The 14,508-nt window shown below is 37.4% G+C and carries 15 protein-coding genes; 9 read left to right on the top strand and 6 right to left on the bottom strand.

The genetic code is table 11. From position 1 onward, the window contains the following. Positions 1-566 precede the first annotated feature (566 nt). Positions 567-2,753: a DNA topoisomerase III gene (locus F0527_RS00415; protein ID WP_150283384.1), complete on the top strand. Its 2,187-nt coding sequence runs from the start codon at positions 567-569 to the stop codon at positions 2,751-2,753. Between the two features lie 39 nt (positions 2,754-2,792). Here F0527_RS00415 and F0527_RS00410 read toward each other — a convergent pair whose 3' ends face one another. Then, on the bottom strand, positions 2,793-3,356 hold the full coding sequence (locus F0527_RS00410; RefSeq protein ID WP_066791571.1) for an NADPH-dependent FMN reductase: 564 nt from the start codon (positions 3,354-3,356) through the stop codon (positions 2,793-2,795). A 274-nt stretch (positions 3,357-3,630) separates the two neighbouring features. Here F0527_RS00410 and F0527_RS00405 point away from each other — a divergent pair, with 274 nt between their 5' ends. From F0527_RS00405 to F0527_RS00385, 5 genes are all read left to right on the top strand, one after another. After that, the gene (locus tag F0527_RS00405; RefSeq protein WP_066791569.1) at positions 3,631-4,707 is read left to right on the top strand and encodes a PseG/SpsG family protein; all 1,077 of its coding nucleotides are present in this window, start codon (positions 3,631-3,633) and stop codon (positions 4,705-4,707) included. A gap of 35 nt (positions 4,708-4,742) precedes the next feature. Beyond that, positions 4,743-4,934 carry an SE1832 family protein gene (locus tag F0527_RS00400; protein ID WP_066791567.1) on the top strand — a complete coding sequence of 64 codons (192 nt, stop codon included), beginning with the start codon at positions 4,743-4,745 and terminating at the stop codon, positions 4,932-4,934. 81 nt (positions 4,935-5,015) lie between these two features. Further along, entirely contained in the window at positions 5,016-6,575 is a 1,560-nt protein-coding gene (gene abc-f, locus F0527_RS00395) for a ribosomal protection-like ABC-F family protein (RefSeq protein ID WP_150283383.1), read from the top strand. Between the two features lie 217 nt (positions 6,576-6,792). Then, positions 6,793-7,458, top strand: coding sequence for an O-methyltransferase (locus F0527_RS00390; protein WP_150283382.1), 666 nt, complete (start codon positions 6,793-6,795; stop codon positions 7,456-7,458). Positions 7,459-7,579: 121 nt separating this feature from the next. Next, positions 7,580-8,086, top strand: coding sequence for a hypothetical protein (locus tag F0527_RS00385; RefSeq protein WP_150283381.1), 507 nt, complete (start codon positions 7,580-7,582; stop codon positions 8,084-8,086). A 279-nt stretch (positions 8,087-8,365) separates the two neighbouring features. Here F0527_RS00385 and F0527_RS16885 read toward each other — a convergent pair whose 3' ends face one another. Beyond that, the gene (locus tag F0527_RS16885; protein WP_184117534.1) at positions 8,366-8,536 is read right to left on the bottom strand and encodes a hypothetical protein; all 171 of its coding nucleotides are present in this window, start codon (positions 8,534-8,536) and stop codon (positions 8,366-8,368) included. Positions 8,537-8,851: 315 nt separating this feature from the next. Between F0527_RS16885 and spx the strand changes: the two genes are divergently transcribed. Continuing rightward, positions 8,852-9,256 (top strand): transcriptional regulator Spx, encoded by a 405-nt coding sequence (spx, locus tag F0527_RS00380; RefSeq protein WP_066791561.1) that lies wholly within the window; start codon positions 8,852-8,854, stop codon positions 9,254-9,256. Positions 9,257-9,280: 24 nt separating this feature from the next. Further along, positions 9,281-9,706 (top strand): MarR family winged helix-turn-helix transcriptional regulator, encoded by a 426-nt coding sequence (locus F0527_RS00375; RefSeq protein WP_066791559.1) that lies wholly within the window; start codon positions 9,281-9,283, stop codon positions 9,704-9,706. 45 nt (positions 9,707-9,751) lie between these two features. On the opposite strand, the gene F0527_RS00370 is transcribed toward F0527_RS00375, so the two are convergent. Further along, entirely contained in the window at positions 9,752-10,297 is a 546-nt protein-coding gene (locus F0527_RS00370) for an RNA polymerase sigma factor (protein ID WP_066791557.1), read from the bottom strand. 157 nt (positions 10,298-10,454) lie between these two features. Further along, entirely contained in the window at positions 10,455-11,690 is a 1,236-nt protein-coding gene (locus F0527_RS00365) for a hemolysin family protein (RefSeq protein ID WP_150283380.1), read from the bottom strand. 146 nt (positions 11,691-11,836) lie between these two features. Here F0527_RS00365 and F0527_RS00360 point away from each other — a divergent pair, with 146 nt between their 5' ends. Further along, positions 11,837-13,219 (top strand): dipeptidase, encoded by a 1,383-nt coding sequence (locus F0527_RS00360; RefSeq protein ID WP_370454617.1) that lies wholly within the window; start codon positions 11,837-11,839, stop codon positions 13,217-13,219. A 45-nt stretch (positions 13,220-13,264) separates the two neighbouring features. Here F0527_RS00360 and F0527_RS00355 read toward each other — a convergent pair whose 3' ends face one another. Together F0527_RS00355 and F0527_RS00350 are read right to left on the bottom strand one after the other, a co-directional pair. Further along, a complete protein-coding gene (locus tag F0527_RS00355; RefSeq protein WP_066791550.1) occupies positions 13,265-13,834 on the bottom strand; it encodes a nitroreductase family protein in 570 nt (189 codons plus the stop codon). Positions 13,835-13,952: 118 nt separating this feature from the next. Continuing rightward, positions 13,953-14,432 (bottom strand): amidase domain-containing protein, encoded by a 480-nt coding sequence (locus tag F0527_RS00350; protein WP_150283378.1) that lies wholly within the window; start codon positions 14,430-14,432, stop codon positions 13,953-13,955. Positions 14,433-14,508: the final 76 nt, after the last annotated feature.

The raw sequence follows: 14,508 nt of genomic DNA, 5'->3' as shown, positions 1-14,508 counted from the left end.
TACTATTTTTAAGATAAATAAAAGAAATGTAAATTTGTATATAGCATGAAAGAGGTAAGATGGCATTATTTAGAATGCAGGTAAAGAAAAAATTCTTTTAAGTAACGTCGTTTGATAAAAACGTATGATGTTGGTGGGATAAACGTTACCTAATGATTTATTAAACATTATAAAAAAGCAACACCTAAAGGCATTGCTTATAAGAGAAATTGAATGAAATTTCACCAAGGCTTATCTATCCTTTAATGTTTCCTCACATTTATTCTTAACTATTTCCTCTTAAAAACTATACTTCATTAATTTTTTTCATCTACATTAGAACTAATACTATCAATTGTCGCAAAGATTCTGGAATAGACATTCTTGATTTCCGTTTCTTTATTTGCTCCTTCTGTCAAAGCATATCTTCAGGTTTCATCTGAATATTCTTTAGGAGACATACACTCATCCCCCTTCCTTTTAAGAACAAATTTAATGAACTCCAGTTACCAATAGTTCTCATCCATATTTCAAATCCTGGAACTATGTTATAGTAACCATACACAAGTTTAAAGGAGAAGAATAGTATGGCAAAAAGCTTAGTATTAGCAGAAAAGCCTTCTGTCGCAAGAGATATTGCGGATGTATTGAAGTGCAATAAAAAAGGAAATGGCTTTTTGGAAGGCGACCGATATATTGTCACATGGGCATTAGGGCATCTTGTGACATTAGCCGATCCAGAAACTTACGATAAAAAATATAAAACGTGGAATTTAGAAGATTTACCAATGCTGCCCGACCGACTAAAATTGACTGTCATCAAACAATCCGGTAAGCAATTCAACACGGTCAAAACACAGCTAAACCGCAATGATGTCAATGAAATTATCATCGCAACAGATGCCGGACGCGAAGGCGAATTGGTCGCACGTTGGATTATTGAAAAAGCACATGTGCGTAAGCCGATCAAACGATTATGGATTTCTTCTGTTACAGATAAAGCAATCAAAGATGGCTTCCAAAATTTAAAACCCGGTAAAGCCTACGAACATTTATATCATGCAGCAGTTGCCCGATCTGAGGCCGATTGGTATATTGGCCTGAACGCAAGCCGTGCCTTGACGACCAGATTTAATGCACAGCTTAATTGTGGTCGTGTACAAACACCAGTAGTAGCAATGGTTGCTGCACGAGAAGATGAGATCAAAAACTTCAAGCCGCAAACATATTTCGGTATTGAAGCACGCACAGCCAATAACTTAAAACTGACTTGGCAAGACGAAAAAGGCAATTCTCGCAGCTTTAATAAAGAAAAAGTAGATGCCATTGTGAATAAACTGGGCAGCCAAAGTGCAACGGTTGTAGAGGTAGAGAAGAAAGCGAAAAAGACATTCTCCCCTGGGTTATACGATTTAACAGAGCTTCAACGTGATGCCAATAAAATGTTTGGCTATTCCGCAAAAGAAACATTAAATATCATGCAAAAACTATACGAACAGCACAAAGTGTTAACATATCCTCGTACAGATTCACGCTATATTTCAACAGACATTGTTGCTACTTTGCCTGAACGTCTAAAGGCTTGTGGCATTGGTGAGTATCGTACAATTGCCAATAGGATTTTAACCAAACCAATTAAGGCAACGAAAGCATTTGTTGATAATCAAAAAGTGTCGGACCACCATGCAATCATTCCGACTGAAGCTTACGTTAATCGTTCTGCGATGAATGACAAAGAACGCAAAATCTATGATTTGGTCATCAAACGATTCCTAGCAGTTCTATCTCCAGCCCATGAATATGAACAGCTAACATTGCGCGCGAAAATTAAGGACGAAAACTTTATTGCCAAAGGGAAAACTATACTTTCAAGTGGTTGGAAAGAAGTATATGAAAACCGTTTTGATGAAGATGAGACTCATGAAGATATTAAAGAACAACTCCTGCCACGCATTGAAAAAGGCGAAACGCTGCAAGTGAAATTAATCTCTCAAACGTCTGGCCAAACAAAACCACCCGCACGTTTTACTGAGGCGACATTACTTTCAGCTATGGAAAATCCAACGAAATATCTAAACACACATGACAAAAAGCTCGCAGATACGCTTAAAACAACTGGCGGACTTGGTACAGTAGCTACACGTGCAGATATTATCGATAAATTATTCAATTCTTTCTTAATCGAAAAACGCGGAAAAGATATCCACATCACAGGTAAAGGCCGCCAGCTTCTTGATTTAGTACCCGAAGAATTGAAATCACCTGAAACAACTGCGGAATGGGAGCAAAAACTAGAGCTCATCGCAAAAGGCAAGCTGAAAAAAGATGTATTTATCAATGAAATGAAGCAACATACAAAAGAAATCGTTTCAGAAATTAAAAGCAGCAACAAAAAATTCAAGCATGATAATATATCCACAAAGTCTTGTCCAGACTGTGGAAAGCCAATGCTTGAAGTGAACGGTAAAAAAGGTAAAATGCTCGTATGCCAAGATCGCGAATGTGGACATCGTAAAAATGTAGCGCGCGTAACTAACGCACGTTGTCCACAATGTCATAAGAAGTTAGAATTACGTGGTGAAGGTGAAGGACAGATATTCACATGTAAATGTGGATATCGTGAAAAACTATCCACTTTTAAACAAAGACGTGAAAAAGAATCCAAAGGAAAAGTGGATAAACGGACAGTCCAAAAATATTTGAAAAACCAAAAAGAGGATGAACCTGTGAATAATGCTTTAGCAGAGGCATTAAAAGGGTTAAAACTCGATTAAAATAAAAATCCTTGGCCCTAGTGGCCAAGGATTTTTTTATTAGTGCTGGTCAATTGTTTCTTTCGGTAAATCTTTGCTTAGCTCGCAGTATTTGACGAAAACACGTGCCATTTCGCGAAGGCGTTCGTGTACATTCTCATCGATAATTTTGTTTTCTGAGTCAAAATGATCTCCGTGTGTATATACGTAATTCGGTGTCACTAACGCACGGAAATAATCAAGAATAGGTTTTAGTTGGTTTTCTACAACTAGGTGGTGTTGATAAGTCCCACCGTTCGCCACGATAGAAACTGGTTTATAGCGCAATGCTTTTGGATGTAAGAAATCAAATGTATTCTTTAAGACACCTGGGATAGATCCTTGGAAAATAGGCGTAGCCAGAATGTAGCCATCTGCTTCCTCAATGGTTTTTACGAGTTTTTTCATATCATCATTATATTGATCAAATGGACGTCCATCCACAAATTGATGTTCAAAGTCTGCCAGATGTAGCTGAGATACTTCTAGCCCTTCATCCAATTCTTTGATATATTGTTCCACTTGCTCTAAAATGGCACCTGTTTTGCGGCCAAGAAGCGTGCCGTCGACAAGCAAAATCTTCATTTGTTGTTACCTCCAATTCAAAATTCCTATAGGTATTGTAACAAATACGACAGCCTAGTATAAGGTAGTATGCCTATAAAGCGAACAATTCAGTCTTTTGGCTGAATAAGTCGCTCTTTGTCATTTTTTATTTAGAAGTGGATATGATCAACATTTAAACAAATAAATTCGTAAGCTAGCACTCTTCAAAAAGTTCATCAATTACTAGAAATCTATACATATTACCTCTCCCTGTCCCATAAGTTGAATAGAGCGCTGAAAGGATGGGGATATAATGAACTACCAAAATAATGAAGAATCAATGAAAAAGACTGTTTTTGTTGGAGCTGTAACTTCGTGTATGAACCTATACCCAATTGAACGAATTGCAACGCTTGCTGCAATGTTTGATAAATCAAATACCAACTTGTTGATCAAACACGATCAACAAGCAATCGAATATTTAATCAATAGAGGCTTTAAACCCATTAGCTATCAAACTGAGAAAGAGTTAGTAGCAGAGCTAAAAAAACTCTCTCCTCAATTAGTGATATATGATGGTGGAAATACAGAGGTTCCATTTGTAGAAGAATTGAAAGCATTCATACCAACTATCATTCATTTCGATGATTTTGGAGAGGGTGGTACTGCCGCAGATTGCGTCTTCCAAACACTTTACCAGGAAAAGCGTGAAAAGCTTCTCCCCCATTATTTAGTTGGACCTTCTTCTTATGTAGTGCCGAAATCGTTGCAGGCCGTTCAGAAAAAAGCAAAAGAACCAGCGGACAAGCCGCATATAGTTGTCTCTATTGAAGGAAAAGATCCAGACAATACAAGCTATCGTGTGCTACGGCATTTGCTCCAACTACAAATCCCGATTAGAATATCGGTCGTTGTCCAATCCAACTACAGCCATGCTGTGGATGAATTAAAACTAATGGCCTTAAGTCGTAAAAACATAAAAGTTATCCACAAGGATCATGCACTATACGAATTATTAGGTGAGGCGGACATTGTGATTTGTGGAGCAAAGTACACGCCATATAAAGTAGCGACAGTGGGCATCCCCTGCATTGTGGTATGCTATGACGAGCTAGAGATGCAGCATATTTTCCCGACAGAAGCCAATGGATTTATTAACTTGGGGCTCGGAAAGAAAATTAAGCAATCCCTCCTGCAAAATGCAGTAATGGAGTTTCTTTTACATGAAGGCAGACGTGAACATGCTATCCGCAAACAATTGAGCCATGATGTAGGTCGCAACAACCAATATATCCAATCCTTTATTAAAAGCTTTGGAAATGATCCATCAAATTCCCCTGGCTTTTTATCAGAAGAACAAGCCAAAAAAACAAGCGATATGATACAATAAAAAGAAGAACTACTTTATGCAAAAGGGGCTTTCATATGGCGACAAAAGAAGAACTATTATATACAATAGCCGAACTGAAAAGCGACTATATCCGCCAACAAGGTGACATTGAAAAGCTTGAAGCTACAGGATATCCACAAATGGTTGAAAAAGCTGAACAACGTCTCGCAGATATGGAGCAGCAGCTTGCAGAACTAAACAAAAAATTGGAATCTTATGAAGCATAAAGCGCCTGCATTGGGCGTTTTTTGCTGTGCTGATTCCACATTTCAATAGATATACAACATAAACGGAGGAAATTATAAACCATGATCTTAACAGTAGATAAACTAGGACATACATTTGGCGACCGCACCCTTTTCAAGGATGTTTCTTTCCGCCTTGTAGAAGGTGAACACGTAGGCCTTGTCGGTGCAAATGGTGTCGGCAAATCCACATTAATGAGCATACTAACAGGTGAGCTAATTCACGATACAGGACGTGTCGAATGGCTGCCAAACACACATTACGGATACTTAGACCAACACGCAGTATTAACACCAGGCAAAACAATGCGTGACACATTACGCGATGCATTCCTTCCACTATACAAAAAGGAAGAAGAAATGAATGAGATTGCCGCTAAAATGGCTGAAGCAACTCCAGAAGAGCTAGAAGAACTTTTAGAACAAATGGCTACTATTCAAGATGCATTAGATGCAGGCGATTTTTATACATTAGATATGAAGATTGAAGAAGTAGCTCGCGGTCTTGGTCTTGATGCAATTGGCTTAGAACGTGACGTTACTGCCCTTTCAGGTGGTCAACGTACTAAATTATTGCTTGCAAAGCTGTTGCTTGAAAAACCAAAGGTATTGCTTCTAGATGAGCCTACCAACTATTTAGATGAAGAACATATTACGTGGCTAAGCAATTACCTGAAAAACTATCCACATGCATTCTTATTAATTTCGCATGATACAGAATTTATGAACGGCATTGTGGATGTCATCTTCCATTTGGAGTTCTCGAAACTGACACGCTATACTGCCACTTATGAAAAATTCCTAGAGCTTGCAGAAATCAATAAACGCCAACATATTGATGCATATGAAAAACAGCAGGAATTCATTAAAAAACAAGAAACATTTATCGCAAAAAACAAAGCGCGTTTTTCTACAACCGGCCGTGCGAAATCACGCCAAAAGCAATTGGATCGCATGGAGAGAATCGATCGTCCTGAAACTGCGTCAAAACCTGAGTTCTTCTTCAAGGAATCACGCAGCTCTAGCCGCTATGTAGTAGAGGCTGAAAACTTATTGATCGGTTATGATAAGGACAAGCCCCTACTTCCACCTCTTACTTTCCAGGTAGAGCGTGGCGAAAAAATTGCGTTAGTAGGTATGAATGGTATCGGTAAGTCTACATTATTAAAAACCATGCTAGGCAAAATACCAGCACTTGGCGGTAAAGTGGAACTTGGCGATTTCATCTTCCCTTCTTATTTCGAACAAGAAGTAAAAGCTGGGTCTCTTACACCGATTGATGATGTTTGGAATACTTACCCTTCATTAGAACAAGCAACAGTACGTGCATTGCTTGCAAAAACAGGACTTAAAAGCGAGCACATCTCTCGTCCGCTCAACCAACTAAGTGGTGGAGAACAAGCGAAAGTCCGCTTATGTAAACTGATGATGGAAGAAAGTAACTGGATGCTGTTTGACGAACCAACTAACCACTTAGATGTAGTTGCAAAAGAAGAATTGAAACGTGCTATGAAAGAATACAAAGGTACTATCGTGCTTGTCAGCCATGAACCTGAATTCTATGAGGGCTTAGTAACAAAAGTGTGGAACGTAGCCGAATGGTTTGCGCAAGGACACCAATAGTATGACCATACTAATTTGAATAAATAAGAAAAAGACCACCTCTTAATATAGGGGTGGTCTTTTTGTTTTTGGTTGTTATTAATTAAATAACTGTATGGCAATTTATATAAGTTATACTTTTTAATATTAAATATCATTTGTGTTATACTAATATCTGTATAATATGAATAACGTTATACTATTTTAGGACGAAAAATTTGCAAATGGGGATGATCATATGGAAAGAAGTGAAGTATGGAATAAGGTAGATGAATACTTTGGCAATAAATTACTGCCATCAGATTCAACTCTTGAACAAGTGTTATTAAAAAATAAAGAAGCAGATATTCCAGAAATTGATGTGTCACCTGCACAGGGGAAATTTCTATATTTATTAACAAAAATAAAAGCAGTTAAAAATGTATTAGAGATTGGTACACTCGGTGGTTATAGCAGTATCTGGTTCGCACGCGCGCTTCCTGAGCACGGTAAAGTGTATACCCTTGAAGTTGACCCTGACTTTTCGAAAGTAGCAAAAGAAAATATTCGCAATGCACAATGTGAACAAAAAGTAGAAGTGTTGGTAGGAGAAGCTCTCGATACATTACCAAAATTAAAAGCAGATGGCCTCTTGTTTGATTTATTTTTTATCGATGCCGATAAACAAAACAATCCACAATACTTGAAGTGGGCTTTGGAATTAGCAAATCCAGGGGCGCTCATTATTGCAGATAATGTCGTACGAGATGGCTTAGTTGTTGATGTAGAAAGCACTGATGAACGGGTTCAGGGAGTACGAGAATTCGTTGATTTGTTGGAAAATAATCCTAGCTTAGAGTCCACTGCTATACAAACGGTTGGTAGCAAAGGTTATGACGGTTTTATTATGAGTGTTGTCAAATAAGTCACACATACCAAATAATATTAGGCTCCAATTATACATAACCCCGTTCATTTAGAACGGGGTTTTAGTGTTAATTTTTGTTATAATTACATGATTACAGCAATACAGGAGTTTTCATAAAATGTCTAAAAAAACAAAAAAGGAAAATAAAATACTAACAGGGATAGTAGTCACTATTTGCATGATAATAATAATTGCATTTGCACTTACAGTACCACTATTAATTCTAGTAAGCTTTTATTATATTTTGTTATATACTCCCGGTGTTACCATTCTGAAAGATAACATATATTCTAATATATTATTGGTAGTGAAATTCATTTTATTAGCCTTAGTTGTACTTGGAATAGCTCAAATAATCTCTGAAAAATTTTTAATGAAAGCTAATATATATAACCAAACCACCAAAAATATCGTAGTTTTTGTATTGGATTTATTATACGTGGCAGTTTTCACAACTGTTTCGCATAATATCCAAGTTAACTTATTGGGGATAATATTAATAACAATATTTATAACCTTAAGTGATATTTTATTTACTTATGTACTTTATATTGTCAAAAAGTTAGAGGCTATTCAAAGGAAGAGGAGAAAAGAGAAGAGGAGGCGAGAAATTGACAACAAATAATATATTTAAAGGTGCAATGGAAGGTTTTAATATACGTGAAACCTCATGAAACTTTCGGCGAATAAAAGAAACTTTGAAAAAATTTGCGCTTGAAGGATATTTTAAATTCCTTTGTTTTGCCTTTGATATGATTTTCAATTCCATAGCGACTATCTGTGTATCCATCGTCATGAATAAACCAATTTCTCACAAATTTCCTGTTACTCTTGCCTTTTTAATTGGTTGAGCCTAATTTAAAGCACCTTCTCAACAAACTAAAGAGGTGCTTTAATAGGTACTTCAATATCTTTCTAAAAACCCTTTTCGAGCCTGTGTGTTGATTTTACCTTCACATTCGTCGCACCAAAATTTTTTATCTCGATCTTTCTTACGTTCTTTATATTTCTTTGTGCCTTCGATTAACTCAAAATCCTGTTTGCAAATAATACATGTGGTTGTATATGAAATCATGATTTTTTGTCTCCTCCAAAGAAATTTGTTAGAATTATCATACATTAATTATTCCAAAAATAATATACAAATATATCCTATTTTGTTTCTGAAAGACCCATTAGGTATGTTGAATAAATCAGAAACCATCCAGTACTCATCTTGCTTATCCTTCTCTAACTCCCCTTTCAATGGTTACCTATACAATTTATGAACACTTTATGAATTTGCTCATTTTTTCGCAATTTTTCCTATTCTTTTGCCAAATCTCATTGACTTATATATATCTTACTGATAAGATATATATATAATAAAAATGAGAAAGCGGGAAATGCTATGACTGTGACAATTTATACGCAAACTAGCTGTACATCATCGAAAAAGGCACTCAAATGGTTGAAGGAAAATGAAATTCCTTATACTGAAAAACGTATCACATCTGAGACACTAACACTTCCTGAGTTCAAACGGATTTTAAGCATGACAGAAGATGGAACTGATGAAATCATCTCAAAAAATTCAAAGGATTTTAAAAATCTGCGATGCGATGTAGAACAATTGTCGATTCAAGAGCTATATGATATTGTAAAAGACCATCCCAAAATGTTGCGCAGCCCTATACTGATAGATGAAAAAAGGCTTCAAGTCGGCTATAACGAAATGGACATCCGTCGCTTTATCCCACGTAAAGTGCGTGCATACGAGCTATATGAAATGCAACGCTTATCATATGAAATTTAATGCTATATGTCGGAGATGAAAATAATGAATGAAAAAAGAAGAGAGAGCATTACTTCCCTTTTTGAAATTGTATCTTCTTTAGAAAGAAAATGGGCGAATGAATGGAATAGCCAAAATTCAATAGGCTTGTCTAAGAGCCATATTTTTATATTAGACTTGCTGGACGCAGAGGGTCCTCTGCGTCCATCTACCCTTGCTGAAAAACTTCACGTTACTTCAGGCGGTGTGACTGTCCTCACTACAAAGCTGATCAAAGCAGGCTATATTATTAAAACGCAAAATACTACAGACCGCCGTGCGTCTCAGCTTGAGATTACTGAAACAGGACACCAGCTTTTAGAAACAGCCCATAATCATATTACTGCGATTGTTGATCGCATGTTTGGTATGCTCACAGAAGAAGAAATTCATTCTTTACGCAAAATCTTCGCCAAATGCTTATTAGGATAATAAAACACCCGATCAACTTTTGTTTGATCGGGTGTTTTTTAAGCTTTATGCTGGCAAGATGGCTTCAGCTGATGATTCATCTGACATTAAGATTTCTTTTAGACGTTGTTTAGCACGGAAAAGACGTGATTTCACTGTACCAATGGATACTTTCATTAATCCTGCGATTTCAACCAATGAGTACTGGTTAACATAAAAATATAAAAGTGTGTTGCGGTAAATCGTATCCAATTGATCAATCTTTTCTTGGACAATTTGAGAGATAACACCTTGCTCCACAACTTTTTCAGTAGAAGGCTCATTATTGGGAACCAAATCTAAAACAGGTACGTCTAATGTTTCAGGTTGACTCATCATATATTTGCTACGACGTACATTCTTGCGATAGCGGTCGCGGAATGTATTCATGGCGATGGTTGTAAGCCAAGCTTTTACATGTTCCACTTCAGCCATATATGATTCATAACGTACTACTTTCACCCAAACTTCTTGCATCAAGTCTTCTGCTTCTGCTTTATTGCGAGTTAGTTTTAAACATAAATGATATATATAACGATTATATTCTTCATAGACATTTTCTAAAGTGTTCATTTTTATTTCCTCCGTTGGTGTTGCTTTGTTATTTATATTTTCGCAAATACAAAGCTTTCACTCTATCGGATTAACTTTCACTTACATTACAAACGTGTAAGGTTTGGGCAAATTTTTTGTAATACAGGATCTAGTGTGCAATTGAGACTCGTTTTTACTATTCCTCCTGCTTTTTCGTAATCGTGAGTTTTGTAATCCGATTATCCTCCACTTCATTGACCACAATATGCAGGTCCTGATAGTTAAACGCTTCGCCTGGTCCTGGAATATGCAAGCTTAATTCCAAAACAAACCCACCTACTGTCTCATGGTCTTGCGGGATATCCACATCAAAAAGGAGATTAGCTTCTTCAATTTCCAACCGGCCATTACATATGAGCACATCTTCGGTCATTTTATAAACGAGAGATTCTTCTTCCTGGTCAGATTCATCCTCTATTTCTAATCCAATCATTTCTTCTATTAAATCCTCATTCGTAATAATTCCTAATGTGCCTCCATATTCATCCAATACTATTGCCATATGTTTCTTTTTAGTAAGCATGAGCGTAAAAACCTTCTCAATACTTACAGTTGACACTACATATAATGGATCGGAGTCGATAAAATCCATGAGTTTTCGCTTAGGGTCTAAAGACCACTCCACAAATTTCTGAGCATAAAACAACCCGACAATCTGATCCATGCTATCTTCATAAACGGGATAGCGCGTAAAGGAATACTCTAATAAGATGTCCCTTACTTCTTCAAACTTCGCTTCAACTGGTAAGCCGATAACATCAGTCCGGTGTGTACCTAATACATCTGATACCGCTTTATCAGGAAAATCCAGTACTTCTTTTAAACGCACTGATTCAATCTCGTCAAATGCGCCTTCAGTAGAGGCAAAATCAACCATTCCACGAAATTCTTCCTTCGTCAATGTAGCCTCTGTTACAGCACCATTAGAGAGAATACGTATGAACATATTGGTAAAGCCTTGCACAATCCAAGTGATCGGTCTAAGGATTTTCACACACAGCGCAATAAAAGGCGCTACCACATATGCTAGGCGATCCGCAAAAGTGACTGCAATCGTTTTCGGCAAGACCTCGCCGAAAATGATAATGATGATAGTTAGGACAGTCGTCGCAACAGATATTTGCCATCCATGCCTTAGAGCAATGATTGTCAGCAATGTCGGCATTAAAATATTTACTGTATTATTAATAATTAAAATGGTCGTAATCATTCGATCAGGTTGTGAAATTAAAAAGTTTAATTTTTGAGACATGCGATCCCCTTGATTCGCACGCAACTGGACTTTTATTTTATTGATCGCTGTTAGAGCCGTTTCACTTCCTGAAAAGAAAAAGGAAATAAGCAAACAAATAATTAAGCCTAAAAAATCCAATACAATTCCTCCCATTATATATCCTCGTACATTTATATTACCCAATATACCATTATTTAGTTGCAATCATTTTCTGATTCATTAGATAAAAGCACTTATATGCTATAATTGTCATGGTATTGAATATTCAGAAAAGGGTGATCCATGTGAAAAAAGAAAATGTTCTAGATAGTTATTTTGCAGAGCATCGCGAACAACACCTTGAGGAGTTAAAGCAATTTTTGTCAATCCCTAGCATTAGTTCTCTATCAGAGCACAAAAATGATATGAAAGATTGTGCTAGTTATCTAGGAAACTTAATGAAAGAAGCTGGGCTAGAGCATATTACTATTAATGAAACAGCCGGCCATCCTGTTGTAACTGGTGATTGGCTACATGCGGAAGGAAAACCAACGATCCTTGTTTATGGCCATTACGATGTACAGCCAGTTGATCCTTTAGAATTATGGGAAAGTGATCCATTCAAAGCTGAGGTCCGCGAGAATAAACTATATGCCCGCGGTTCAAGCGATGACAAAGGCCAAGTATTCATGCATGTAAAAGTGATCGAAGCCTTTCTAAAGAAACAAGGCGAGCTTCCTGTAAATGTGAAATTCCTGATAGAAGGAGAAGAAGAAATCGGAAGTGTTCATCTCCCAGACTTTGTAGAATCGAATAAAGAGAAGCTGGCCGCTGATTTAGTCTTAATCTCAGATACTGCTCTTTATGCGCCTGGCCGTCCAGCGGTTTGCTATGCACTTCGTGGATTGACAGGTGTCCAAATTGATGTGCGCTCAGCAAGTGGTGACCTGCATTCCGGCATCTACGGTGGTGGCATACAAAATTCCATTCATGCATTAGTGGAACTTCTTGCATCATTCCATGACAAACATGGGACTATTCAAGTCGATGGCTTTTATGATAAGGTGCGTCCGATTACAGATGAAGAAAAAGCCGCTTACGCTGCATTAGACTTTGATGCAGAAGGCGCGAAGAAGGAAGCTGGCGTGAAAGAATTGTTTGGTGAAACGGACTTTACTTACCTAGAACGGACATGGGCACGCCCAACATTAGAAATAAACGGTGTATATGGTGGATTCTCTGGCGAAGGTATTAAAACAGTCATCCCCGCAACAGCAGGTGCGAAGATTACATGCCGTTTAGTACCAGACCAAGATCCATATGAAATAGTTAAACAGCTACGTGCGCATATTGAAAAACACAAGCCTGCAGGTGTTGACACTACTATTACAGAATTTGATAAAGGTAAACCATTTATTACACCGCTCGAACATCCATATATTCAAGCAGCTGGCCGTTCATATGAAACACAGTATGATGCCAAAACTGCGTATATACGTGCAGGTGGTTCGATTCCGATTGTTGCGGCATTCGACGAAATATTAAATACACCCGTCATTATGATGGGATTCGGCTTGTCTACGGAAAACTTCCATGCACCAAATGAACATTTCCATTTGGATAACTTTGATAAAGGGCTTCGTGTAGTAAGTGACTATTTTGAAGAGATAGCGAATATAGAAAAATAATTCAAAATAAAAACCAACATCTCTCTAGAGAGACGTTGGTTTTTTCTATTTAAAAAATGTGACAATTTCTTCAGCCGATTTACGCGGCTTTTCTTTTGGAATATCATCAAAATAACCAAATTGGAGCATGCTGATGATCCGTTCTTCCGGTTTAACACCTAATGCTTCTCGGAATTTAGGATTGTCTAACCAATTAGGCGTCTTCCAACAAGCGCCGATACCTAAATCCCAAGCAAGCAATTGCATATTTTGAATAAAGCCGCTTGCTGCTGCAAAATCTTCATAGCGTTCTTTTTGGCGTACATCTTGTGGAACAATCACAAAAGCATATGCGCCTGGAGTTGTAAACTTAAGCATCTTTTTATTGATTTCTTCTTCCGTCAGTTCCTTCCAATTCGGCACTGCAAAGTCACGAATCACACTCATCAAGGAATCCATAGCTGTACCAATTGAAACTACCAAACGCCATGGTTGGCGATTGCCATGGTTAGGGGCCCAAACAGCTGTATCAATAATATTCATTAAATCTTCTTGATCTACCGGCTGGCCATTGAATAGTTTTATGGAACGACGATTGCGGATTGCTTCCTTAACCGATAAAGACTGTTCTGTCATCATAATCACTCCTCTATTGCAATTAAGTATATTTTTCTAATTTAATATACTTGTATGTATATTATTCCTTTTTAACTTACCACAAACTAGCATATATTGAAACGGCTCAACTACTAGATTATTCGACTGAAATTTGATAAAAATAGTATTTAATGTTTGGTGTGTATGCACTGGAATCCTCATAAGTCCAGAGTCGATGATAGCTGTCCGAAGAATGAGCATTTACATAAGGGACGCCATTAACAATGCTGGTTACAATCAATGAGTGGTTGATAACACCATCGCCTTCAAAATCGATGAAAATGAGATCCCCTAGTTTCAAATCACTGGCACTATCTACCCTCTTACCTTGAAGTCCTTTTTTTGAGGAAGCCACATAAGAACGTAGCGCATTGGCTGTACTCCAGCTATAGCTCCAATTGCCTTTCTTTACCCACCAGCCCTTTGCTCGATTAGGAGCACCTGTCATAGGGGCTCCTCCTGCAAACAAACATTGAGAAATAAAATTGGAACAATCATCATTAAATTGTGGGAATGCAGGATTCCGACGATTCCACCAAGTATTTGCATAATCGACAGCTGCTTGCCTGTTATACATATAATATACCTCCTATTTAACTTTATGAATCCAAACTCTCTATGATTTCTTGAGAGGCGACGATACTCACACTTTT

This window comes from Rummeliibacillus sp. TYF-LIM-RU47 (genome assembly GCF_008638315.1).
In the GTDB taxonomy this organism is placed as follows: domain Bacteria; phylum Bacillota; class Bacilli; order Bacillales_A; family Planococcaceae; genus Rummeliibacillus; species Rummeliibacillus stabekisii.
The sequence above is the reverse complement of the archived record's forward strand: the minus strand, read 5'-3'. Positions and strand labels throughout refer to the sequence as shown.

What these genes read in the sequence shown, in the direction of transcription:
- F0527_RS00415 (WP_150283384.1), top strand. Translation starts at nt 567, where the DNA reads ATGGCAAAAAGCTTAGTATTAGCAGAAAAGCCTTCTGTCGCAAGAGAT.
- F0527_RS00410 (WP_066791571.1), bottom strand. Translation starts at nt 3,356, where the DNA reads ATGAAGATTTTGCTTGTCGACGGCACGCTTCTTGGCCGCAAAACAGGT.
- F0527_RS00405 (WP_066791569.1), top strand. Translation starts at nt 3,631, where the DNA reads ATGAACTACCAAAATAATGAAGAATCAATGAAAAAGACTGTTTTTGTT.
- F0527_RS00400 (WP_066791567.1), top strand. Translation starts at nt 4,743, where the DNA reads ATGGCGACAAAAGAAGAACTATTATATACAATAGCCGAACTGAAAAGC.
- abc-f (WP_150283383.1), top strand. Translation starts at nt 5,016, where the DNA reads ATGATCTTAACAGTAGATAAACTAGGACATACATTTGGCGACCGCACC.
- F0527_RS00390 (WP_150283382.1), top strand. Translation starts at nt 6,793, where the DNA reads ATGGAAAGAAGTGAAGTATGGAATAAGGTAGATGAATACTTTGGCAAT.
- F0527_RS00385 (WP_150283381.1), top strand. Translation starts at nt 7,580, where the DNA reads ATGTCTAAAAAAACAAAAAAGGAAAATAAAATACTAACAGGGATAGTA.
- F0527_RS16885 (WP_184117534.1), bottom strand. Translation starts at nt 8,536, where the DNA reads ATGATTTCATATACAACCACATGTATTATTTGCAAACAGGATTTTGAG.
- spx (WP_066791561.1), top strand. Translation starts at nt 8,852, where the DNA reads ATGACTGTGACAATTTATACGCAAACTAGCTGTACATCATCGAAAAAG.
- F0527_RS00375 (WP_066791559.1), top strand. Translation starts at nt 9,281, where the DNA reads ATGAATGAAAAAAGAAGAGAGAGCATTACTTCCCTTTTTGAAATTGTA.
- F0527_RS00370 (WP_066791557.1), bottom strand. Translation starts at nt 10,297, where the DNA reads ATGAACACTTTAGAAAATGTCTATGAAGAATATAATCGTTATATATAT.
- F0527_RS00355 (WP_066791550.1), bottom strand. Translation starts at nt 13,834, where the DNA reads ATGACAGAACAGTCTTTATCGGTTAAGGAAGCAATCCGCAATCGTCGT.
- F0527_RS00350 (WP_150283378.1), bottom strand. Translation starts at nt 14,432, where the DNA reads ATGTATAACAGGCAAGCAGCTGTCGATTATGCAAATACTTGGTGGAAT.